The sequence below is a fragment of the Bartonella sp. CE47NXGY genome, assembly GCF_042195415.1.
Taxonomy (GTDB): domain Bacteria; phylum Pseudomonadota; class Alphaproteobacteria; order Rhizobiales; family Rhizobiaceae; genus Bartonella.
Genome location: NZ_JBHIOI010000018.1, coordinates 1 through 23,362 on the forward strand (window position 1 = coordinate 1; position 23,362 = coordinate 23,362).

At 38.5% G+C, this 23,362-nt stretch carries 15 protein-coding genes and 1 pseudogene; 6 read left to right on the plus strand and 10 right to left on the minus strand.

The window, feature by feature from the left end; all coding sequences use genetic code 11:
- Positions 1-465: 465 nt before the first annotated feature.
- From pyrF to ACFIL3_RS06330, 3 genes are all read left to right on the plus strand, one after another.
- The gene (gene pyrF / locus ACFIL3_RS06320; protein ID WP_375675815.1) at positions 466-1,311 is read left to right on the plus strand and encodes an orotidine-5'-phosphate decarboxylase; all 846 of its coding nucleotides are present in this window, start codon (positions 466-468) and stop codon (positions 1,309-1,311) included.
- Positions 1,312-1,660: 349 nt separating this feature from the next.
- Positions 1,661-3,145 carry a histidine--tRNA ligase gene (hisS, locus tag ACFIL3_RS06325; protein ID WP_375638515.1) on the plus strand — a complete coding sequence of 495 codons (1,485 nt, stop codon included), beginning with the start codon at positions 1,661-1,663 and terminating at the stop codon, positions 3,143-3,145.
- A gap of 588 nt (positions 3,146-3,733) precedes the next feature.
- The gene (locus ACFIL3_RS06330; RefSeq protein WP_375613583.1) at positions 3,734-4,267 is read left to right on the plus strand and encodes a replication protein; all 534 of its coding nucleotides are present in this window, start codon (positions 3,734-3,736) and stop codon (positions 4,265-4,267) included.
- A 534-nt stretch (positions 4,268-4,801) separates the two neighbouring features.
- Here ACFIL3_RS06330 and ACFIL3_RS06335 read toward each other — a convergent pair.
- Both ACFIL3_RS06335 and ACFIL3_RS06340 read right to left on the minus strand, forming a co-directional pair.
- Positions 4,802-4,936: a hypothetical protein gene (locus ACFIL3_RS06335; RefSeq protein ID WP_375681938.1), complete on the minus strand. Its 135-nt coding sequence runs from the start codon at positions 4,934-4,936 to the stop codon at positions 4,802-4,804.
- A gap of 207 nt (positions 4,937-5,143) precedes the next feature.
- The gene (locus ACFIL3_RS06340; protein ID WP_375613588.1) at positions 5,144-5,668 is read right to left on the minus strand and encodes a peroxiredoxin; all 525 of its coding nucleotides are present in this window, start codon (positions 5,666-5,668) and stop codon (positions 5,144-5,146) included.
- A gap of 217 nt (positions 5,669-5,885) precedes the next feature.
- On the opposite strand from ACFIL3_RS06340, the gene ACFIL3_RS06345 reads away from it, so the two are divergent.
- The 3 genes and pseudogenes from ACFIL3_RS06345 to ACFIL3_RS06355 all read left to right on the plus strand — a co-directional run.
- On the plus strand, positions 5,886-7,514 hold the full coding sequence (locus ACFIL3_RS06345; protein WP_375681939.1) for an alpha-D-glucose phosphate-specific phosphoglucomutase: 1,629 nt from the start codon (positions 5,886-5,888) through the stop codon (positions 7,512-7,514).
- A 1,084-nt stretch (positions 7,515-8,598) separates the two neighbouring features.
- Positions 8,599-8,934 carry a zinc ribbon domain-containing protein YjdM gene (locus ACFIL3_RS06350; RefSeq protein ID WP_273790940.1) on the plus strand — a complete coding sequence of 112 codons (336 nt, stop codon included), beginning with the start codon at positions 8,599-8,601 and terminating at the stop codon, positions 8,932-8,934.
- Positions 8,935-9,809: 875 nt separating this feature from the next.
- Positions 9,810-9,890 (plus strand): annotated as a pseudogene (locus ACFIL3_RS06355) (DUF4102 domain-containing protein); the annotation flags it as partial.
- Between the two features lie 434 nt (positions 9,891-10,324).
- Here ACFIL3_RS06355 and ACFIL3_RS06360 read toward each other — a convergent pair.
- From ACFIL3_RS06360 to ACFIL3_RS06395, 8 genes are all read right to left on the minus strand, one after another.
- A complete protein-coding gene (locus ACFIL3_RS06360) occupies positions 10,325-10,903 on the minus strand; it encodes a NifU family protein (protein WP_375668492.1) in 579 nt (192 codons plus the stop codon).
- A gap of 59 nt (positions 10,904-10,962) precedes the next feature.
- Positions 10,963-11,454, minus strand: a complete 492-nt coding sequence (locus ACFIL3_RS06365; RefSeq protein WP_375612177.1) for a universal stress protein — start codon at positions 11,452-11,454, stop codon at positions 10,963-10,965.
- Between the two features lie 62 nt (positions 11,455-11,516).
- On the minus strand, positions 11,517-12,587 hold the full coding sequence (gene trpS / locus ACFIL3_RS06370; RefSeq protein ID WP_375613581.1) for a tryptophan--tRNA ligase: 1,071 nt from the start codon (positions 12,585-12,587) through the stop codon (positions 11,517-11,519).
- A 60-nt stretch (positions 12,588-12,647) separates the two neighbouring features.
- Positions 12,648-14,219 carry a murein biosynthesis integral membrane protein MurJ gene (gene murJ, locus ACFIL3_RS06375; protein ID WP_273790944.1) on the minus strand — a complete coding sequence of 524 codons (1,572 nt, stop codon included), beginning with the start codon at positions 14,217-14,219 and terminating at the stop codon, positions 12,648-12,650.
- Between the two features lie 777 nt (positions 14,220-14,996).
- Positions 14,997-18,227 (minus strand): BID domain-containing T4SS effector, encoded by a 3,231-nt coding sequence (locus tag ACFIL3_RS06380; RefSeq protein ID WP_375681940.1) that lies wholly within the window; start codon positions 18,225-18,227, stop codon positions 14,997-14,999.
- A 317-nt stretch (positions 18,228-18,544) separates the two neighbouring features.
- Positions 18,545-20,509, minus strand: a complete 1,965-nt coding sequence (locus ACFIL3_RS06385) for a BID domain-containing T4SS effector (RefSeq protein WP_375681941.1) — start codon at positions 20,507-20,509, stop codon at positions 18,545-18,547.
- A gap of 304 nt (positions 20,510-20,813) precedes the next feature.
- On the minus strand, positions 20,814-22,100 hold the full coding sequence (locus tag ACFIL3_RS06390) for a BID domain-containing T4SS effector (protein ID WP_375681942.1): 1,287 nt from the start codon (positions 22,098-22,100) through the stop codon (positions 20,814-20,816).
- A gap of 354 nt (positions 22,101-22,454) precedes the next feature.
- Complete coding sequence (locus ACFIL3_RS06395; protein ID WP_375681943.1) at positions 22,455-23,300, minus strand: BID domain-containing T4SS effector; 846 nt, start codon at positions 23,298-23,300, stop codon at positions 22,455-22,457.
- Positions 23,301-23,362: the final 62 nt, after the last annotated feature.

Below are 23,362 nucleotides of genomic sequence, written 5' to 3' on the forward strand. Positions count from 1 at the left end.
TATGCTGGAGATACAATGCCTTTTTGCAAATTATGTTCCAAAAGTGAATAGATATGCGCCAAAAAGGAATAGGAAAAATCTAAAGCTAAGATCGAGATCATCATGGTGGGGCATTTTCTTTTGAAACTTTTGTTTAAAGCGCGTTCATAGAGAGTTTTTGTTGATCATAAAAAAGGGGGGTGAAAACGACAAGGCATGCCTATAGGGCTTTATGAGGTCATTATAATATAGATGCTGTTTTGTTTATATTCTTTCATAAATTTGAATTTTTATCTCATGACAACGTCTTGGTCGATAAACATATGATAAGCGTTACGAATGGGAATATATTTATGTTTCATAAATAAAAGCACATTTTGTATAGAGAGCTCTTTCTTTGTGTTTGCGCTATTGTATTCTTTTGACAAATGCTTTTCTTTTTGATTGTATCAAAAAGTTTAAAGAGAGACCTTGTTAGGATATAAAATGTTTCGTTCAACTTTTTTTAAAAATCGTGAAATCTATGGACCTCTTTGTATTGGATTTGATCCGAGCCATAAAGTTTTGCAATCGTGGAAACTAAGCTTTGATTATAAAGGTCTAAAAGATTTTTGTGATATTCTCTTAACAGCAGTTGTTGGTAAAGTAGGTATTATAAAGCCGCAAGTCGCATTTTTTGAATTATATGGTGTGGAAGGTCTTCAAGCTCTCAAAGAACTGATTGAAAATGCACACGAACAAGGCATATTGGTTCTGGCGGATGCAAAAAGGGGGGATATTGGCTCTACTGCTGAAGCCTATGGTAAGGCTTGGCTTGGTCCAAGTAGTGCGTTCAAGGTGGATGCCATGACAGTTAATCCTTTTTTGGGTTTTGATGCTCTTATTCCTCTGATAAAGGTTGCAGAAGAAACAGGAGCAGGGGTTTTTGTGGTTGTTCAGTCTTCTAATCCAGAGGGGAAACAAATACGAAATGCGCTTATTGGTGACCAGACACTCTCTCTTCATCTTGCACAGTGTATTTGTGATTATAATAGTCATTCTTCGGTTATTCATCATAATATTGGCCCCATAGGTGCGGTTATAGGAGCGACATTAGGATCTGAATCAAAAGACACAATCGAGCAGTTAAAAAATAGTCTGTTTCTCGTTCCGGGTATTGGCGCTCAAGGTGGAACAATGACACAACTAGCAAATCAATTTCCACAAAGACTTTGGCAGAATGTTATTCCCTCTGTATCACGCTCTATTACAGATGCTGGACGAAATATTGTTGATTTAAAAAATGTTATCAATCATTTTGCAGAACAAGCGCAAAGCACACTGATGTCTTGAGGATTTTTGCATCTGTAATAAATCTGAAGAATTCTGAAAGGGAGGGGTTTTGAGGGGGATGCTTCCGATTTATCAAGAATCAACTGTCGCTTTGAGGTTTCTTTCAACAAGCACAGATGTCTTTTCATTGAATGTTAAGCGGGCATTTCATGTTGAGCGGGAGGCTATGTTCCTATTGAAAGTACAAATATTTTCAGTAGATTGCCTTAAGGGTAAAGGTTTGCATCTTTTAAAAGCAAAAGCTTATGCATATTGTTACCAGTTTTCAGTTGATAAAGTTATTGCAGCGTTTGTTTCTATAAGATAGACACACGTTATCGGTGAATATATATTGTTGTTAGAGAAAAATATGTTATCAAAACAAGAAAAAACCAAAGCCCGTTTACCCCGTGGGTTTGTTGATCGTACAAGTGCACAGTTGTATGCAACTGAAACAATGATTGCGCAAATTCGTGAAGTTTATGAACTTTATGGTTTTGAAGCACTGGAAACACCAATTTTTGAATATACAGATGTGCTGGGTAAGTTTTTACCGGATTCAGATCGTCCAAATGCGGGCGTTTTTTCGCTACAAGATGATGATGAGCAATGGATGTCTTTGCGCTATGATCTTACCGCGCCTCTTGCTCGTTATTTTGCCGAGAATTTTGAAGTTTTGCCAAAGCCTTATCGCAGTTATCGTCTTGGCTTTGTTTTTCGCAATGAAAAACCAGGTCCAGGGCGGTTTCGGCAATTTATGCAGTTTGATGCGGATATTGTTGGAACACCAACGGTAGCGGCTGATGCCGAAATTTGCATGATGGCAGCCGATAGTTTGGAAAAATTAGGGTTTCAGCATCATGAATATGCCATTCGTCTGAATAACCGAAAAATTCTCGATTGTGTTTTAGAGAAAATTGGTTTGGGGGGAAATGAGCAGGCTGAAAAGCGCTTAACTGTCTTAAGAGCAATTGATAAACTGGATAAATTTGGTTCTGAAGGGGTGCGTTTGCTTTTGGGAAAAGGGCGTTTGGATGAAAGTGGTGACTTTACAAAAGGGGCGGAGCTTAAGGAAAAAGAGATTGAGTGTATTCTTACCTTAACTGCTGTTGGAGCTGAAACAGCAGAAGAAACGCTTGAGGCTCTTAAAGAAGTGGTTGGTGATCATGTTCAAGGGCGTGAGGGAATTCGTGAGCTTGAGGAAATGCAAGCAATTTTTGCCGCAAATGGCTTTCAGAATCGTATCAAGATTGATCCATCGGTGGTGCGTGGACTGGATTATTATACAGGTCCTGTTTTTGAGGCTACGTTGCTGTTTGATGTTTTCAATGATGATGGGCAGAAAGTTGTTTTTGGCTCCGTTGGTGGTGGTGGGCGCTATGATGGATTGGTGGCACGCTTTCGTGGTGAAAACATTCCAGCAACAGGTTTTTCAATCGGGGTCTCACGCTTGATCGCTGCTTTGCAAAATCTTGAAAAGTTGCCTATGAAGGAGACAACAGGGCCGGTTGTGGTGCTGATGATGGATAAAGAGCCAGAGGCGGTTGCTGGTTATCAAAAAATGGTGATGCAGTTGCGTGGTGCGGGAATTCGTGCTGAGCTCTATTTGGGGGCATCGGGGATAAAAGCGCAGATGAAATATGCAGATCGACGCCAAGCGCCTTGTGTGGTTATCCAAGGCTCACAAGAACGTGAGAGCGGAAAAATACAGATTAAAGATTTGATTGAAGGGGCGCGTTTGTCTCATGAAATTAAGGATAATCAAACATGGCGTGAAAGTCGACCAGCACAAGTGACGGTTGATGAAGATCAATTGGTCAAAACAGTACAGGATATTTTAGCCGCCCAAAAATGATAATGGTAAAAGTCTTTATCGAAGTGATTGTTCGAAATATTTTGGAAATTTGAAATTCAATTTTTAAAATTTGTGCTTTGCTCGTTTATACGTGTTGGTGCACGCGTTCAAAAGCGGGGTTTTGAAGTGCGTGCGGCATAAAAGAGAGATTTTTAAGAGATAAATAAGCACTATTTGCTATAAAACGTGCCCTTCTGAGGATGCGATGATAATGCGTTAAAATGAGCAAAAAAATTGTAACGAACAAAAACTCTGAGAAAATTAAAAGGTTTCACGCAACCCTTTCCCAAAAGTTTATAAAAATATTGACAAGTTCATATTGGCTTCATCTTTGAATTCTCATCTATGAGTATCAAATCCTTTGATGTTCTCTTCTTAGACATTACAAAATTTAGCCTTATTGCAAAAGGAGGAAGAACTAGAGCGTTTTATCCTAAAAGACTTTTTAAGCTTCAAAAAACAATGGAATGACTTAAATCGAACAATTTTTTACAGGAGCATGTTTGGATGAATTGTAAGCTGCCATAATGGTAACTTACTGATAATATGCATTTTTCATAAAGTCAATTCTTTAACGGAGAAATGAAAATGGTCCAATATGATTTTACTCTGCTCTATGAACGAAATCCCTTTATTCTTGAAAGACCTGAGAATATTGGAAAATCATTTAAACTTCCTCCTTCAAATTTCGGATTTGAAGATCTTCCGCAAATTACCTTTTCAGGCGCCTCGTCGTGTCGGCGTATGATTTTTGGGTTATCATTTAGTGGTATGAAAGCATTTTTTGTGATGTTGTGGCAGGTAGGGAAAATGTTAGATGAGGGGGATGATGTGGATTTATGGTTTGATCAGATAACATTGGATCATGATATTCTTGAAGAATTTTTGACTTGCGATCTTTCAATTCAAGAACCAGAATATCTTAATTTTGAAAGTTTTAAAGAAGGTATCAAAGAATTAGAAAAGAATAAAATTGTAGCGAAGGGGACAAAAAAAGATTGTTATTTCATCAATCCAGATATTTTTGGTCTTCCTGAATGTGATGAAGATTTTGAGTTCGATGAAGAGGAAGAGATAGAAGCACACTTTACGGTAGAATACCCGAATAAACAACTCCTTTAATCGTTTTTCTCTTAGAGAAAAATAAAGGCTTAGAATAAATGGCTATGAGAACAGCAATGAGTCTGTTTATGGTATGTGAATTGGAATGTTTGCGGGATCTGTTTTGATTTAATATTCTCCATGAATGGTTCTTTATGCAGAGCGGTTTTTATGCCATATTTTCTTCTTTTTATGAGACATAAGTTAATTTGAACTGTGCACCTCTTCAAACAAATGTTTGATCTGTATTTTCTTTCTTGGTACTTTTGTGAACTTTGCAGTAATGATGTTCATAGCTCTTGTATTTTGGCGCGTTTACGAGAGGTATTTTTACTCTTTTTAATCGTTTATTCATATGCCAATCCCGCTTGCTAATGAGCAAGAAAATAGTTTTAAGGGATTCAATATAAGAAGGGATAAAATAAAACAATCTTATGATATTCGGCTCCTCTCATTCAATATGCAAAATTATAAATTATCTTTATAAATCAAAGTATTGTTTAATACAAAGTTTTTCTCAGTATGAGAAATTTAGCATTGATCTTGCATATTTCATCAATACGTTAGTCCTTGATGTTTCTGAGAGAGTTTTGCATGAATTTGCGCATTTGGCAATTGCATCCCCATTTTTTGATAGCGTGCAACAGCTTTTAACTCTTTGATTTTTAGCGCTACAACGGGATTTTTCATCGGCAATTTTCCAAGCTTTTTCAAAGCAGTTAAAACATAAAATATTTATTGAAAAAATTATTGCTGTAATCTTTTTTCACAGAAGGCGTACAATCAACTTATCGGGTCTGTTTTCACGAATAGATGTTGTAAAAAGTCAACGACACAAATCTTCCTCCTCAGAAAATTTGTGTCGTAAAATTTTGTTTAAATAGACGATTGGGGGAATTAGCTTTTCAATGCTTTTAAAACATGTTGTGGTGAAGAAACTTCATAAGGATCTGTTGCACAATTATCTGAAAAACCTGCTTCTTCGAACCATTGTTCAACCACACCATCATTAATAACAGCTGCATAGCGCCATGATCGCATGCCGAACCCAACATTGTCTTTTGCAACCAGCATACCCATTTTGCGTGTGAATTCACCAGAGCCATCGGGAATTAACTTCACGTTTTTGATATTTTGTGCTTTTCCCCAAGCATTCATGACAAAAGCATCATTGACGGAAAGACAATAAATTTCATCAATACCCGCTTGTTTAAATTCATCATAGAGCTTTTCAAAATCAGGCAGCTGAAAGGTTGAGCAAGTAGGGGTAAAAGCTCCAGGAAGAGAAAAAAGAATAACACGCTTTCCTTTAAAGTAAGCATCGCTGTTAACTTCTTGCCACCGATAAGGATTGTCTCCAGCCACTGATTCATCGCGTACGCGTGTGTGGAATGTTACATTGGGAACTGTTTTTTTCATCATCATGATGCTCCTGTATTCTTTTACGAAAATTTTGTTTTAAAACAGCCTTTGTATTTAAAAACATATGGCAAAAAGCGTTTTAAATAAAAGGGCTTCTCTAAAAATTCTTACTTCTGGTGAGTGTGCAAATATTTCACACTTCCGTCAAGTAGAATTAATGGTCGACTTTGGATACTCTTCACCTTAAAATTATAGGAAAGAATATAAAGGTATGGATATGACCGTAAAGACAGTTTTAACCACGGCTTTTGAGGGACAAAAACCGGGAACGTCTGGTTTACGCAAAAAAGTGTCTGTTTTTCAACAACCCCATTATGTAGAAAACTTTATACAGTCTCTTTTTGATAATATTGGACCTCTTGAAGGAAAAATGTTGATTCTGGGGGGGGATGGGCGCACTTTTAATCGTACTATCCTTCAGATTGTGTTGAAGATGGCAGCGGCGCATGGTGTCTCTCTTATTAAAGTGGGAAGGGGCGGTATTCTTTCTACACCTGCTGTTTCGCATCTTATTCGTAAAACTCATGCTCATGGTGGACTTATTCTTTCTGCAAGCCATAATCCTGGTGGTCCAGGGGGAGATTGTGGTATTAAATATAATATTTCTAATGGGGGCCCCGCTCCTAATTCTTTATGTGATGCTATTTTTGCAACATCGCAACGTCTTTCCTGTTATAAAATTTTTGAAGCACCAGATGTTGATTTAGATAAGCAAGGTACAACCTTTATAGGAGCCATGCGGATTGATATTATTGATCCTGTCGCTGATTATGTTGCTTTGATGCAGGAGCTTTTTGATTTTGACTGTATTGCCAAAGCTGTGGCTCGAGGTCTTACTTTACGGTTTGATGCCATGCATGCAGTAACAGGGCCTTATGCCCATGAAATTTTTGAAAAATGCTTAGGATTTTCTGAAGGGACGGTGGTTAATGGTATTCCTTTGCCAGATTTTGGAGGCGGTCATCCAGATCCCAATTTGGTTTATGCTAAGGATCTTTATGATTTATTGATGTCAGAGCAAGGACCAGATCTTGGCGCCGCCTCTGATGGTGATGGAGACCGTAACCTCATTATTGGTCGTCAACAATTTGTCTCGCCTTCGGATTCTTTGGCTATTATGGCTGAACATGCACACCTTATTAAAGGATATCGAAAAGGTGTTGTGGGGATAGCGCGCTCTATGCCGACGGGGCGTGCTGCTGATCTAGTTGCGGAAAAACACGGATTAAATTTTTTTGAAACGCCAACGGGATGGAAGTTTTTTGGAACCCTTTTGGATGCGGGAAAAGTAACCTTTTGTGGTGAAGAAAGCTTTGGAACGGGCTCTCATCACATCCGCGAAAAAGATGGTTTATGGGCTGTCCTATTTTGGTTAAATCTTGTAGCGGTAACAGAAAAAACTGTCGCACAGATTGTTCAACAGCATTGGTCCACCTATGGGCGTTTTTACACGTTACGGCATGATTATGAAGAAGTCGAAGCAGATAAAGCTTTGGCATTACTAGAGCATTTGCGTGCGCACTTACCACATGCAGGAACTGAAATTTCTGGATTTTTCGTCAAAAAAGCAGATGATTTTACATATCATGATCCCGTTGATCAGAGCGTTAGCACGCGGCAAGGTATCCGTATTTTTTTCGAGAATGGAGCAAGGTTGGTGGTTCGTTTGTCGGGAACAGGGACGCTAGGTGCTACTTTACGACTTTATTTTGAACAGTATGAAAGTGATCCGCGCAAACACAATTTTAATCCGCAAGAAGTTCTCCAACCTTTGCAACAGGTAGCACTAAAACTGTTAAACATACAACAAGCATTGGGGCGAGATCGTCCTGATATTATCACCTAAGATCATTGGAATGTTTTTTTGTAAAGGTATGATGATTGATCACATGGATGTGATTTTAGGGGTGTGATTTTATGTGCATAAGGGAGAGCTTAACTCTATTTTTAGGCGAGACTTGTTTTTTCCACCTTTCCATATCAATCGGATTCCTAAAACTGCGGGATTCTTAAAACTAAATGCTGTAGGAAATTATAATCGAGCATAATCGGATCATTTATGTCCAATGGGTTTGCTCAATGGCTTGATAGCAATTTTTGTTTAATAGGGGAATGTTTCTCATACAAAACAAAATACGATCATTGTTGCACATTTCATATGTTTGTTTTAAAGAATCTTCTCTCTCAAGACACTAAAAACGCATCTTATGCGTGTTGCTTTGAAAGGGATAACCGGCCATCCATCCATTGAGCAGCACCATTTTTACGCTTATGAGAGAGTAAGACGGCACCATTATTCACTTTGCCCGCTTTCAATGTTGGCTCTTATATTTGAGAGTATTTAGTATTTTGGATAATCGTTTTACACGGATTTTCCTACTTGTAACATGCAAACAAAAGGCTTTGGTTGTTTCAATGTAAAAGGGGTTGAGAGAATCTCAGCTTATTTATCGGCTCTCATTCAATATACAAAACCATTAACTATGATCATAAATCAGTCTGTTCTCTAACATTATGACTGTTATCTTTACTTAAATAAAAGGTTAAGTTGGGGACATCATTTTCTTGTTTCTCAATGCTGCAATAGTTTTTAGCTCTCTGAGAACGTTTTATTCAGAGATGTTCCTTTTCTAATTGTTTTGTTATCCATTCGTTAATTGCATTGGTGATGTATAAGAAAATGATTTTGATTAATTTATTAGAGAGAATGCAGTGAGTAAATTTTATGATATGCGGGGGGCTTATTTGAGTTGTATAATGATCAATCATTTTTATAAACTTGTGTATAGTATGTGATGATAGCATTCATGAATACAGTTGGCAGATGAGGATTGAAACAAAGGGAAACATTTTTCTAAAATAATGGACAATAAGCACTTCTTGCTTTATGACCAGTCATAATGAATGTTTTTTCTAAAAAAGGGAAATTTATGACCCAATATCCCAAATGTCCTCGTTGTGATTGTCTTTATACTTATGAAGATGGTGAAAATTTTGTGTGTCCTGAATGCGCGCATGAATGGCCACAAAAAAACGATGATACGGTTCTTGCCAATACTGTTTATGATGCCAATGGTCAGATTTTAACAAACGGAGATACCGTTATGGTGATAAAAGATCTGAAAGTAAAAGGCGCTTCATCTGTTTTAAAAGGGGGGACGAAGGTAAAGAATATTCGCTTGGTGGATGGGGATCATAATATCGATTGCAAAATTCCTGGGATCGGTCAGATGAGTTTAAAGTCGGAGTTTGTGAAAAAAGTTTAGGCATTTATCTTCTTGCAATTGTTTTTGCATTTCGTTGGTTTTCTATTTTTACATTCTTCTCTAATTGGGCATATTTTTCTCCAATGGGCTTCTTTTCTTGTTTCATAGATTACACCAATCAGATAGGAGCAATATGTTTTCCTTTATTGCAAAGCCATGTATCGCAGAGAAATAGCGACTCTTTCTTTTCTTTTAATATGGGGTTATGAGGGGACTGGATGTTGACTCATAAGCAACAATAAAAGTGTGCGCTTTATGAGAAAAACAACGCCGTAAAGTAGACAAACTTATTTCTGCTGAATTGAAAAAATATTCTCATTTTTTTATCAGATAATTTCTCAAACAACCATAATAGATCTGGCTTCAATGTATTTATTTTTTATGGGTAGTTACACCTTTTGCGTCATATTTATGGAAATGAGATTGAAAATGATAGAGGAAATTCTTGATTTTAAGAATGGAAAAAGGACGCTATGACCTTGATAAGGTCGTACTGTCATTCATTTTTCAGCTCTTAGTGCTGCAACAGTCTCTTATAAAAGTGTACATAAGAGCTATTAAAAATAGTTTTTGTTATTATCCAGTTTGTGCTGTGTAAGCGGACGATTTTGATTGATGCAATAAAAACAGAATTGAAATAAGAAAAATGTCAGAATTCTCATTCAAGTTGCAAAATGTGATCTTTGTCGAGTGGCTGAAACAACATATTGATTTATAATAATAAATTAGCGTTATTCATATTGAATTAGAACCCCGAATAACGTGGGATTCTCTCATTTCAAATCTGTTCCATGTTGAATCAATTAAAATCACTTGCTTGCACACCACAAGCGGGGCTGGCGTGTGGGTAAAAATGAGGAAAGAAAGGAGTAAAAATGACTCTTATGAATCGTCTTAATGAAAGAGCTGTCGCATCATTAGGGGCTGGCAGATATGATGATGGTGCCGGCTTGCTACAAGAAGTATTTTGCGTGATTTGTCGTTGGAAGCACTGAGAAAGATGAAGCAAATGGGCACTCTATCTTGCAATGTTTTCTTTTTTGTAACGAGGTCGTGTTTTCCTCGTTAAAATTGCATGACAAGATTATAAAACAAAATAAATTTAAAGTGCACATCCATGCATTGTACTTCTGTGTACGTATAAATTGGTTTATTGAAACAACTTATGCTCTTAAAAGGGCAGAAAGCTTTTTAAGGCATATGTGGAGGTGAAAGGTGAGTGAAGGTATCATTATTGGACAGATTTTTTTAACAGTACTCTATTTTTATGGCTGCATGGCTTACTTCGAGAATTTCAGGAATAAAATGACGTAAGATCTTTACATTCCATGTTTGAGCACTGTTGAAGAGGGGCAATCGGTGTGGTTATTTTACCTATTGAGGTCAATATTTATTGTGGCATGGCTTCAACGCCTAAAACTTCAGGGATAAAATGGCGTAAAAGATTTTCAATACCATGTTTGAGGGTTGCCGTTGAAGAGGGACATCCAGCGCAGGAGCCGCGCATATTGAGATAAACAATACCATTTTCAAATCCACGAAAAGTAATATCTCCACCATCATTGGCAACCGCTGGGCGGATACGCGTTTCAAGCAGCTCTTTAATGGTTAAGACAATATCAACATCTTTTTCGTCATAAAATTCTTCGTTAAGGGCATGGGTTTGTGCTTGTGTTGTAGCGTTGGTAGTGATCACTGGCTCATTGGATAGAAAATGTTCCATGATTGTGCCTAAAATGACGGGCTTGAGATGTTGCCATTCCCCTTCTTTTTTGCTTACGGTGATAAAATCATAGCCTAAAAAGACACCATTGATATTGGGAATATTAAACAGTTTAGCCGCCAAAGGTGAGTTTTTAGCTGCTTCTTCAGGGTCACGAAATTCTAATACGCCCTCAGAAAGAACCACGCGTCCTGGCAAGAATTTAAGAGTTGCAGGATTTGGGGTGGTTTCAGTTTGTATAAACATAGATTCTCCTTTTATAACGAAGGCTTGGGAAGATCTTACATTGTAGAATATTATATTTTTTAGGCAATAGATCTAATATCTTCATCGGCAAGATTGCTAGGAATAACAATGACAGGGATTGAAAAAGCTGTTCCTTTATTCCCGATTAATTGAACAAGGGGTCCTGGTCCTTCTGTATGTCCACTGGCTGCTAAAACAATCAGTGCAATCCTTTTATCTTCGTCGATCAGTTTAGAAATCTCATCAATTTTTTTTCCTTCACGCACTACTATTTCTGTTTCAAGCGCATGGGTGGTGCGGACTTCACTGGCAATGTCTCCTAATATTTTATGAGCACTTTGCTTTGATTCTGTACGCATAACGTTGTTTACACCCAGAAAATGTTGAAATTCTACACTATCAACGACACAAAGTAATACCAATGTTCTACTGGTATTTTGGGCATGCTGTGCGGCAAACGCAACGGCACGCCGACACTCTGGTGTTTCATCGATAATAACTAAGTTTTTTTTCTTTGGTTCTTTTTTCGGATTTTGGGGTTTGGAAATCATGCACTTTCTCTATTTTGTACAAACGATTTTTTTGCTCTCTACAGTTTTTAGTTTTATTATTTTTATGTATCGTGCAAAAATCCAATAATTTCACGAATTTTTTTCATATTTTCTTCTGCGAGCATACTAGCACGTTTAGCGCCATCATGCAAAACAGAGTCGATATAATCATTTTCTTGATGAAGGCGACGTAATTCTTCTGTTATAGGGGCAAGCTTATGGACAACAAGGTCGGCTAGAGCTGTTTTAAAATGCGAAAATTGTTGACCAGAAAATTCTAAAAGAATCTTTTCTTTGCTAACTTTGGCAAAGGCGGCATAAATACCAAGCAGGTTATCTACTTCTGGTCGTTCTTTTAAAGCGGCAAGGGTATCGGGAAGTGGAGCCGAATCCGTTTTGGCTTTGCGTATTTTTTTTGCGATAAGATCAGCGTCATCGGTCAAATTAATGCGTGAAAAATCTGAAGGATCTGATTTTGACATTTTTTTCGTCCCATCGCGCAAAGACATAACGCGTGTGGCTGTTGTTCCAATTAGTGCTTCTGGAAGAGGAAAAAAGCCTTGTCTTTTTTCTTCATCTGTTTGCATAGAGATGCCAAAATTTAATTCGGCAATACGCTGTGCATAGTCGTTGTTAAATTTTTGTGCAATATCGCGTGTGAGTTCAACATGCTGTTTTTGATCTTCGCCTACTGGAACATGCGTTGCACGATAGACTAAAATATCAGCAGCCATCAAAGTGGGATAGGCAAAAAGCCCGATGGATGCTTTTTCGCGATCTTTTCCCGCTTTATCTTTAAATTGTGTCATGCGTTGAAGCCAGCCGATACGGGCAACACAATTAAAAATCCAGGCGAGTTCAGCATGTTGAAAAACACGTGATTGGTTAAAAATAATGTGTTTTTGAGGATCAATACCGGCGGCTAAAAAAGCTGCTGTCACTGTTCTGGTGGATTCGCGTAAAGTAAAGGGATCTGGGTTGACTGTGAGCGCATGCATATCCACAACACAATAGAGGCAGTGATGAGAGTTTTGCAGTTCAACCCAACGCTGAATGGCTCCAAGATAATTGCCAAGATGTAAATGACCACTCGGTTGTACGCCGGAAAAGACAAGTGGTGTGAAGGTATCCATAGGAGTGCTCTTTCTTCAATTAAGGTTATTCATTTTATTGTTTTTGACAAAGTATAGATATTATGAGCGTTTTTTCAAATTTTTAAGCGTGTGAAAAAAGGAACGGGTGTTGAATAAAAAATAGGCACTAAAATAGATCAAAAATATGCCAATCATGATCCCAGCTAAGGTGATCGCGCGCAAGAAAAATGATGCTTGTGAGGATAAAGGAAAAGACAAAAAACCAAACACATTCAATCCGTAATAGAGGGCTAGTGCACTCAAAAGAGTTGCCATCATGAGACATAATATTCGTTTTATCAGTTGGAAGTCGTATTTCCAATAACCGCGTTTGATAAGGACACTCCACAGCAAAAGGGTGTTGGCCCATCCAGAGGTAATTTCAGCAATAACAATGCCTCGTGCAGATAGAATAGGAAATAATGTTAAGGCGAGACTGATATTGATGAAAACGCAAATACCTGTAAAAATCATCGGTGTTTTGGTATCTTCATGGGCAAAAAAATTAGGAATAAAGACCTTAATAAGAACAAAAGCTGGAAGTCCTAATCCATAAAGTTCTAGTAATTGTGCAACATGGTGTGTTGATTGACTGGTAAATTGTCCTCGCTCAAAGAGCAAACTGACAATGGGAGTGGAGAGCAGCAAAAAAGCAATGGATGCTGGAAGTGTTAACAACAATGTTAATTCAATAGAGCGATTTTGTAAATGGTGGGTTTCTTTATGCTTTTTGCTCCGCAAAGCGCGTGTTAACTCTGGTAAAAGAACGGTTGCAACGGCAATGGCAATTACGCCTAAAGGCAATTGATAAAGACGATCAGCATACATCAAAGAAGAGACAGCACCCGATTGACTAGAAGCAATGTTGGTATTAATAAGCAAATTAATTTGCGTGATGCCACCTGTGATGGCTGCGGGGAATGCTAAAGTTAATAGCTTACGAACATTAGGACTTAAATGGGGCTGGCGGAAGGAAATTTTCATTCCACTTTGACGCAAAGCAAGGGCAATTAAGGTGAGTTGAAGAAGCCCTGCTGCCAATACACCCCAAGAGAGATTTAAGCCGATATGCCAAGCGTCAAGTTTATAGATCCAAGCATAGGCAAGCACACCAATCAGAATAATGTTTAAAAAGAGTGGGGCAATGGCGGCAATAAAATAGCGTCGCAGAGCATTAAGCATGCCCCCCATCATGGCAGCAAGCGACATGCAGGTTAAATAGGGAAACATGATTGCAGTAAAGTGAATTGTAGCGTTAAATTTTGTTGCATCTTCGGTAAAACCTGGGGCAATAATGGTTCGTACCAAAAAAGGCATACTCAGTTCCATCGCAATCGTTAACAGTAAGAGCAGCGAAAAGAGAACGCCAAAGACTTCTTCTGCAAATTTGCATGCCGTTTCGTGACCTTCTTCAGTGATTTTTTTTGCAAAAAGAGGAATGAAAGCAGCGTTAAAGGCACCTTCAGCAAAAAAACGACGAAATGTGTTGGGAAAACGAAAAGCAGCGTTAAAGGCATCAGAAACAGGACCTGTCCCTAGGGCTGCTGCCATAAGCATTTCGCGTACGAAGCCAAAAATACGGCTCATGAGGGTTCCGGAAGCAACTGTTGCAATTTTTTTAATCAATGTCATAAAGATATATCAGCTTTGTTGTAAAAGAGAAGCGATGACAGGAGAAATAAAGCGTTTTAAATCGTAAAAATCTGATCTCTATCCTAATCAAGGATACTTTTTGAAAGCGTTTTACGACGGTGTTTATCTTTCTGTCAACAATGGTGCTTGAAGACTTTTTTATGCTCCTTGTTTACTGTTGTATTAAAATTTTTATTGTTGCCATAAAATAATTAAAATTTCTTTTTCAAACTGAAATATGCGAGTGATATCATAACAGTTTGAAGGGATATATAATGATAATTTCTCTTTATGGGTGATGTCGTGAATAGTGCAACCCAATACCGTTCTGTTTTATGTGAGGGGTGTGACCCTATTAAAGAACGCAAATAAAATAAAAGCGTGGAGCAATACGCAATTTCCATTATTTATTCATTATTAAAAAAAAACAGCGCTTTAGATGTTTTAAAAAGTCGTAAGGCTGAGCTAAAAGGTGATGGTAAAGCTGGTGATTGGTTTTTACTTTTACGACTTTATGTTCTCCCAAAATTTGTCTGCCCTCCCGTTTTAGAGATTACATAAACAAGAGGATAGGAAGATATGATCTTTCAACAGCATTTTTGCTGTTCAGGTTTCTTTTCACAGTTGATGAGGATAAAATCTGAGGAAATAAGATAAAATTACTCTCTCATGGTTTCCATTCTCGTTGAGGTGCAATTGATTTGCCGATGAAGGCAAGGGGGATAAAGGCTATCATTTTTACCAGAGGGGGCAAAAAAGTTAAAGTTTATAAACCTTTTAGATATTCATTGCCATTGCTTTTGTGTGCTCCGTTTTGTGAGGTTGAATATTTTCTTGTCTTTTGGGACTCTGATTGACGATTTCTGTCATTTTTTGCACTTTAATTGCTTCTTTATCAAGGGTGTTGGAACATTTTTTTTCATTGTTTTTCTTTATAGATTGATACTGGTTTGGTGCGAAGCGCTCATCGAATTTATGGTTATAAAAATACATGGGTTGTATATGCGGTTCTATCTCTTTTATCTGCTTGATTATTTCCATAATCTCTTTTGCTTTAATGGTTGATGTGCCAAGACTCTTCGCAAGTCTTTCAGGATTATTTTCTTTTATAACTTCATGCTCGTTTGAAGATAAGCGCTCATTAATTTTTTTGATATAAGTCCTTATCTCCCCCCTTAATTCAGGAGAGTTTGATAACATTTCTTGCTGTTGTGCTTTTGACAAGGAAAGGAGATTTTTCATCCAAGCCTTAGGCATTTCTACCGACTGTTCACACCGCCTTTGTTTTACATGATGGGTATGGAGAATGTCTCTTTCTGTTTGTTTAGAAATATTGATATAACGATCAATGGCTCTACAGAGGGGCAAAATATTTTCTTCAGCATGGGCGCGCGCGTTGTTTTTTATGCCAAATACATTGCTACCAGAAAGCTTAGAAATCGATTGGGGAGAGGTGGTAATTTGATAGGTGAGTTGTTCTCCTTCAGTATGATTTTCATGGATCATCTCAATTTTTTCCCGCAAAATATGACGATTGCCATAAATGATTTGGCACAAAGTTTCTATTTCTTTTCTTCTTGCTTGAATGGATGCGTTGTTTTTTATCCTTGTGGCAATTTCATTGTTGGTAAGGGGGGCTATTGTTTGTGCGGGGATAAGCACTTCTTGCTGGTTTTGAATTTTTGGTGCTGTAAAGGAGAGGGCGTCACCAATTTTTAATGTCTGTATTTGCTCTGGGGTGAGATCTTTTTTATTTCCCAAGATGAAAATTCCGTTAGCATCAAGCATAAAGCCATTGGGTCCACTGCCTCTGTAAAAGCCTTTATAGGTATGACCTTCTTTTGCTGTTATAATAAGATGATGATGAATACTCTCAAGCCCGATATGTTTCATACTGTCCATGAATTCTTTTAAAATAAGTATTTTTTCTGGATTTGAGATATCTTCAAGCAGATGTTTCATTTCTTCTTTATCGTTATGTTTTAGCGATGCAATGCTGGCAAGATTCATACGTTTTTCTGTTACAAGAGAAAAGTCGAGTGTGTGGCCAGCAACTTGCCCAAGTTTTTCAAAAAACATTCGTTGCGTGCGTCCATTGCCTTCTCTGAAAGGATGTGTATAGTTGAGCTGTATCAACATTTCAGTGACATGTTCAACAAATGTTTCGCGGGTTAAGCCTTTTAAACTATTCGTTTCAGCAAGTATTTTATCTAAATTTTCTAGTCTCTCTTGTATCTGTTTTGCTGAGGCAAAAGAAATACCAGCTTTTTTCATCATTGGCATATAAGCAACGGTACCATCTTCAAATGTAAATGGTTTTTCGCGTGTTTGTCCGGCCCATTCAAAAGTATTTTTAAATAGGGTGTGATGAATATATTGGAGATATGTGGAAGTTAGTTTTTGCGGTGGCGCTTCTTGGCGTAGATGAATGATTGCTTTTGTTGTATCATGGGCACATTGCACTTTTAATTTTTTATAGTCTTTTATACCATATTTATTTTTTAAGGTGATACTATTAGGGCAAAAGAAATTACGGTACATTGTCTTATTTTCTTCGGTTTCAGGCGGTGATGATAATTTCTCCTGTAAGGTGAGAGGGACGGTGTCCGTTTTTCTTGTACCAGTATCCCAGTATACCATTGCTTTTTTTGGGGGCTGTTTTGTTCTTTCTTGATGATCAGAGCGTGTTTCCTTTGTCATTTTGACAGATATTGGATTATTTGTCGCTGTATTACTGCTCTGTAAAATGTTTTTTTGAAAATCTTTTTGCATTTGCCTCATAGCGGAAGCCGATTGAGCAATTGGTTGTGCCATTTGTTCTTTTTCTTGTTCTTGCAAACTTTGGGGCATAACTTCAACGCTGTCATGTAAAGCATGAGGGGCAATCCACGGTGAAAAATGGGCTTGTTCTTTTTTCTTTGTTTGAATGGATGCGTTGTCTTTGCTCTTTTCAGTTATTTCATCGTTTTTAAGAGTGGCTCTTTTTTCTTCTTTTTCTTCTGGAAGCAATGTTTTTTGCTGGTTTTTTTCTGGGTTTTGAACTTTTTGTGCTGTAAAGGAGAGGGCATCACCGATTTTTAATGTCTGTATTTGCTCTGGGGTGAGATCTTTTTTATTTCCCAAGATGAAAATGCCGTTGGCATCAAGCATGAAGCCATTGGGTCCACTGCCTCTATAGGTACCATGATAGGTTTCTCCTTCTTTTGCAACGACAGCGAGATAATAATTTTTTTCATCCAATCCAAGCTCTCTCATAGAGTTGGTGAATTCTCGTAAGAGGAGCAATTTTTCTGGATTTAAGATATCCTCAAGCAGATGCTTCATAGGCTCTGGGTCGCCATGTTCCATGGCAGCGGCGCGGACAAAGTCTTTACGTTTTTTGCTCACAAGAGAAAAGTCTAGCTCATGTCCTGCTGCTTGAGAGAGTTTTTCAACAAACAGTCTCTTTGTGCGCCTATTGCCCTCTCTGAAAGGATGCAAGTGGTGCAAATCTATCATTATACCAGCTGCTTGTTCAACGAATTCTTCGCGCGTTAAGCCTTGTAAATTATTCTTTTCAGCAAGCGTTTTATCTAACTTTTCTAGTCCCTCCTGTATTTTTCTGCCAATCGCAAAAGTTTTTGTAAATTCTTTTCTTTTCAAAATGGGCATAGAAGCAACAGTGCCATCTTCAAATGTAAAAGGCTTTTCGCGTGTTTGTCCGGCCCATTCAAATGCATGGGAAAAGAGGCGTTGATGAAGGTATTTTAGATAAGAGGCATTAAACTGCTCTGGTAGAGGTTCTTGGTGCAGTTTTATCATTTCTTTTTTTACATCATTAGAACAGCATTCTTTTAATATTTCGTTATCTTTGATGCGATATTTATTTTTAAGCACTTTGCTATTGGGGTAGAAAAAATTTTGCGCTTCTTCATTGATTTGCTTTGAAATGGCTGCATTAATTACAGAGTGTTGTTCTTGCAATTCTTCCTGTGTAGAGGAGGCACAATGTTCTGTGTTTTCTTTCATGCATATTTCCTTTCAAATGGTAACATTATTTTTTGAAATCTTCTTTGTTTACATTTTTTGCCTTATGTTATTTTCATAGCGTTTTCTTCAAAGAAGAATGCCTATTTGAATGATTGAAAAAATTGACCTTATTCGCATGGAACAAAGTTAAAGTTTATAATTTTGAAGTATTATCGTGAAATTTTATCAATGAATTCTGTAAAATAATGGGGTGTCTTATTCAAAGTTTTCTGTATTTCACACACCGTCTTTGATGCAATCTTGGCAAGATAATTGCACCAAAGTTTTGGATAAAAAGCCAACAATTAGGAGATTTATCACGACAAAGCCATTGCTTTTGATGTTTCGGCTCTGCGCGGTCGAACCTGCGGCTGGTCTTCTTGTCTAGAAGTTTCTGTAATCTCTTTATGCCGCTTTGCTGTTGAGCGTTCAGGCAGCTTCAGGGGCTGCGATAAGCTTTGCTGCTTTTGTAATTTTTTATCGAAATCGGTAGGTGGTTGATAACGTTTTTGTTGTTCTGCCTGATGGTTTTGCACAATGGTTTCTCTTAACTGTTTTACAGTTTCAGCATACTCCTTAATGACGGTACAAAGAGTAGGAAGATTTTCTTCAGCGGCTTTGCGTGCTCCATTTTTTACGCCAAGGACTTGCTTACCAGCAAGTGGAGCAACAGATGCAGAATCCTTTTCAATTTGAAATACAAGCTCTTCTCCCATCTCTGGAATTTTGTGCATATCTTCTATTCTATATTGCAAAATAAATGGATCATTATAAACAATTTGGCACCAATATTGGATCTCTCTTTGACCATATTGAACCGATGGATCTTGTTGAACTCTGCGGGCAATTTCCTCATTTGAGAGAGGCTTTATTTTCTTTTCTGAATTGAGCGGATTTTGTAAATGTTGATTTGTTAGCTCTTCCTCTTGTGTTTGTCGCTGATGTTGTTGTTCCGTGTGAGAACCTTGTAAAATATTTTCACTTTTTGTATATTTTGAAGTATACACATAACCGTTAATGGCAGCACATAGGGTGGGAAGAGTTTCTTCAGCTTTTCTGCGCGCATGGTTTTTTATGCCAAGAACTTTTCTACCAGCAAGCTTAGAAATAGACTTAGGCCGTTCTGTAACATCCCATAAGAGCTGTTCTCCCATATCGGGGTTTTCTTTGATTGCTTCTATTCTTTCATTTAAAATAAGTCGGTCGCCATAAACCGTTTCGCTCAAAAATCGTATTTCTTCTTGATATGCTACGAGCAATAGCTCTCTTTCCATTGTATTAATAGATGGTTTTTGTTCGTGAGACGGTTTTGGTTGTTCAATTGCTGTGTGTGGAGAGGAAGTTTTTGGGACGACAGTATCGCTTTGTTTTCTGTTTTCCATACGGTGCGGTTTTCTTGAAGGCGGGACGGCATATGTTCCACTGTCTTGTGATGATGAACTGCTTTGCTGCCTCACTTTCATATGTGATGATGTTTTGGGTCTAACACTTGGTTCGTGTGTTTCAGGATTTTGAATTTTTGTGCCGTTTTGTGCTCTTTCTCTCATGCGTGGGGGAAGGGGCGGAGCCACTTTTGTCTGTAGAGAAGGGGATTCTTGAGCAGTTGGTTTGTTTTGTTCTCTATCTTTTGCACGCGGTGGTCTTTGTGGGGCCATTTTTATGCGCGTGGAGGGGCTTTCTTGGGTTTCATGCTTTTGGATTTTTGCGTCGGCTTGTGTTTTTTCTCTCATACGTGGGGGCGGGGGCGGGGCCATTTTTTTTTGCGGGGAAGGGGACTCTTGAACTGTTGGTCTATGTTGTTGCCTCTCTTTTGCACGCGGAGGTTTTTGTGGAGCTGCTTTTGTGTGCGTGGAGGAGCTTTCTTGGTTTTTTGAGTTGGAGATTGTTGTGCCGGTTTGTGTTTTTTCTCTCATGCGTGGAGGAAGGGGCGGAGCCACTTTTGTCTGTAGGGAGGGGGACTCTTGAACTGTTGGTTTATGTTGTTGCCTCTCTTTTGCACGCGGGGGTCTTTGTGGGGCTGCTTTTTTTTGTGGGGGAGGCGTCTCTTGGTTTTTGGCGTTAGGAGGCATTGTGCTGGTTTGCATTGGGCTTTTCATACGTGGGGGAGGTGGTGGAGCAACTTTTGGGTGGGGGGATAAATTTTCTGGGCGTTTTTCTACAGTTGCTTTTGGCAAACTTTGAGAAACTTGGGAAGGAGGGGTTCTGGTGGGGGATTGTTCAGCCGGTTGTTGAAATTTTTCCATCATTTCGGTGATAAAAGGGGAGGGATTTCTTTTTTTCATGCATGTTCCTTTCAAACTCTTCCAATATTGTTTTTAAATACTATTTAAAAATGTACGTTGGTTTTTATTCTGTTTTATGCTTTTTCATTTGTTTCTATGAGAGAGGATATGAAACTGAATGGTTTCGCATGATTTGACTCTCTTGGCTCAGATCATATTCATTCTCTAAAGATTGTTTTCTCCAGTGTTTGGGTTAAGGGACGGAAAAATAAATTTTGTTTCAATTTTCTCTCTTTCTTGGCGCAAACACCTCTTTCCTGTGTTGCGCCAAGACGTTGGATTCAACGTGAAAACTTATGTCTGTTTAGCTGGCAAAAGCCATCGCTTTTGGGGCGGCAGTTTTGCGAGGACGAATATCTGTTTCTCTTTGTTGCGTAGAGGGTGTTGCTCCTTCATGCGTTACTATTGAAGGCTCCGGGCGTTGAGTAGACTGTGAGACGCTTTGTTGTTGATGCAAATTTTGCGCTCTGTCAGAAGATGCTTCATTGTGTTCTTGTTTTGTCTGCTGAGTTTTTGAAAGGCTCTCTCTTACTTGTGTTACAGCTGTTGCATAATTGTCAGCGGCGTCAATGAGGTGAGAAAGACCCGCTTCAGCATGTCTGCGTGCTTTATTTTTAAAGCCACAAAAGTTACGACCAGTGTATTTGTTAAAAGACTGAGGATTTCCGGCAAGTTGCTGTGCCAGCTGTTCTATTGTTTCAGGGTTTTGGAAAAGCATTTCCACCTGTGATTGCAAAATGTTTGTGTTGCCAAAAACAACTCCGCACCAATATTGGATTTGGGCATGGTGTCTTCTGACTTTTGAATGTTGGTGAATTTTGGTAGAAATTTCTGTCTCTGAAAGCGTTTCTTTTTCGCGTTGATCTGATTTTTGTAGAAGTTTAGTGACAGCTTCCTTCCCCATTAAGCGTTCATAGTTTTTGAGTTCTTGCTCTGGAGATTGTAAGAGGCTCTCTCTTGCCTGTTTTACGGCTTCTGTATAACAATCAACGGTGACACTGAGAGCGGAATAACTCTCTTCCGCTTGTCTACGCACTCGATTTTTAAAGCCCAACATGCTGGTGCCGGAAAGTTTAGCAAGACTTTCAGGATGGGCTGCCATGCGCCATGAGAGCTCCTCTCCTGCAGCGGGATTTCTTTGAATTTCCTGCATTTTTTCTTGCAAAATGTTTGGGTTACCATAGGCACTTGCGGATAAATGTTGGATTTCTTCTTGATAGGTTCGAACCAATGAATGGTGTGGAAGCAATAGAATGATCTCTTCCTCTGAGAGAACTCTTGTTGCCCTTTGTAATGCTGCTTGTGAAGGAATTGTTGCGTGTGTCGTTTCAGGTTTTCTCTGCCTTTTGGTAGAGCCGCCTCTTGTTAACGAAGCTGTTGGATTTGTTGATGCATATACAGTTTCTTCTCTTAAAAGAGATTGTCTTTCCTCATCTTCTTCCGGTATGGATGACAGTCTTTTGCTTTTTGAAGGCGTTTCTTTAAGAAGGGGGGCTGCTGCGCCTGAGACTTCTGCCGCTGCTTGTTCATAGAGCTTTATAAGTTCTTGTATTGAAGAGGATGGAAAAGGATGAGGGTGGGTTTTTTTCATGCATGTTTCCTTTCAAAAATTGTTTTAGAAAACCTCTTTGGTGCATTCTTGCCTTTTATGCTTGGATCGCTTTGAGATAAAAGAAATATCGAGCTGAATGAGCTTCCAAAGATCTGCGCTATTTGCAATCAGCTTAATGGACATTTGTGTCTTTTATACAGTTTTTTTGTGAAATATTATCAATAAGTTATCAATAGTCGGCATGAATTACAGGCGCCATTTTTAGGGCTATTTTTTGTAACATTCTAAAACAATTCTTGGCGCAATCGCGATAAAATGATTTGCGCCAAGAAACTCACTGAAAAAAAGATTACATGAAAAACAAAAACTATCTGTTTTTATGTTTATGCCCCCTTACATGGCATAAGCCATTCCTTTTTCTCCGTGTCTTTGTCGTTGAGGGCTGTGCTCTGGACTATTGTGTTCTTGTCCTCTTGTGTGATGATGACGATGATGATGATGGTGTCTCTCAACTTGCTGAGAATTTTCTTGATGGCGTCTTTGTTCCGCTAGAGGGGTTTGCGATAGTCTTGTTGCTGCGTCTTGTACAGCTTTCGTATAACCATCAACGGCATCAACGAGCGATCTAAAACCATCTTCAGCTGCTTTGCGTGTTTGATTTTTTAAGCCAAGTGTGGAGCGGCCAGCAAGTTTATGTATAGATTCAGGATTTTCAGCAAGTTGATTTGAAAGGTCTTTTCCTTTAGTGGGATCTGTAAGTATTCCTTGCAAGTGCTGCTGGAAAATCGTATCATCGCCATAAACAATTTTACTCCAGTGTATGACTTCTTCTGCATGTGCTTGGACGTGTGGATTTTTTAAAAGCATGACACTTATTTGATCAGCTGTGAGGGAAGATGGAGATCTTCCTCTTTGGTGCGGAGCAACCGTTGTATAGTCGGTTTCAGGATCTTCTGTCCTTTGATGTTTACCTCTTGAAGAAGGGGTAACGCTGCTAACTGATGCGTATAGAACATCAGTTTCATGTCTTGGAGAAGCAACCGTTGTATAGTCGGTTTCAGGATCTTCACTCCTTTGAGCATGATGTCTGTCTCTTGAAAGAGGGGAAGAGGTGCTAACTGATGCGTATAGAACTTCCTCTTCTGGGGTTGGACCGCGCTGGTTTCCTCTGGTTGGTTTATTAACTTTTGCATAGAGGGCTTCTGGATTTGCAGAAGGGCTTGGATGATGTTTTTTCATACATGTTTCCTTTCAATATTTTTAGAAAACCTCTTTGGTGCATTCCCCACTTTTAGTTTTGA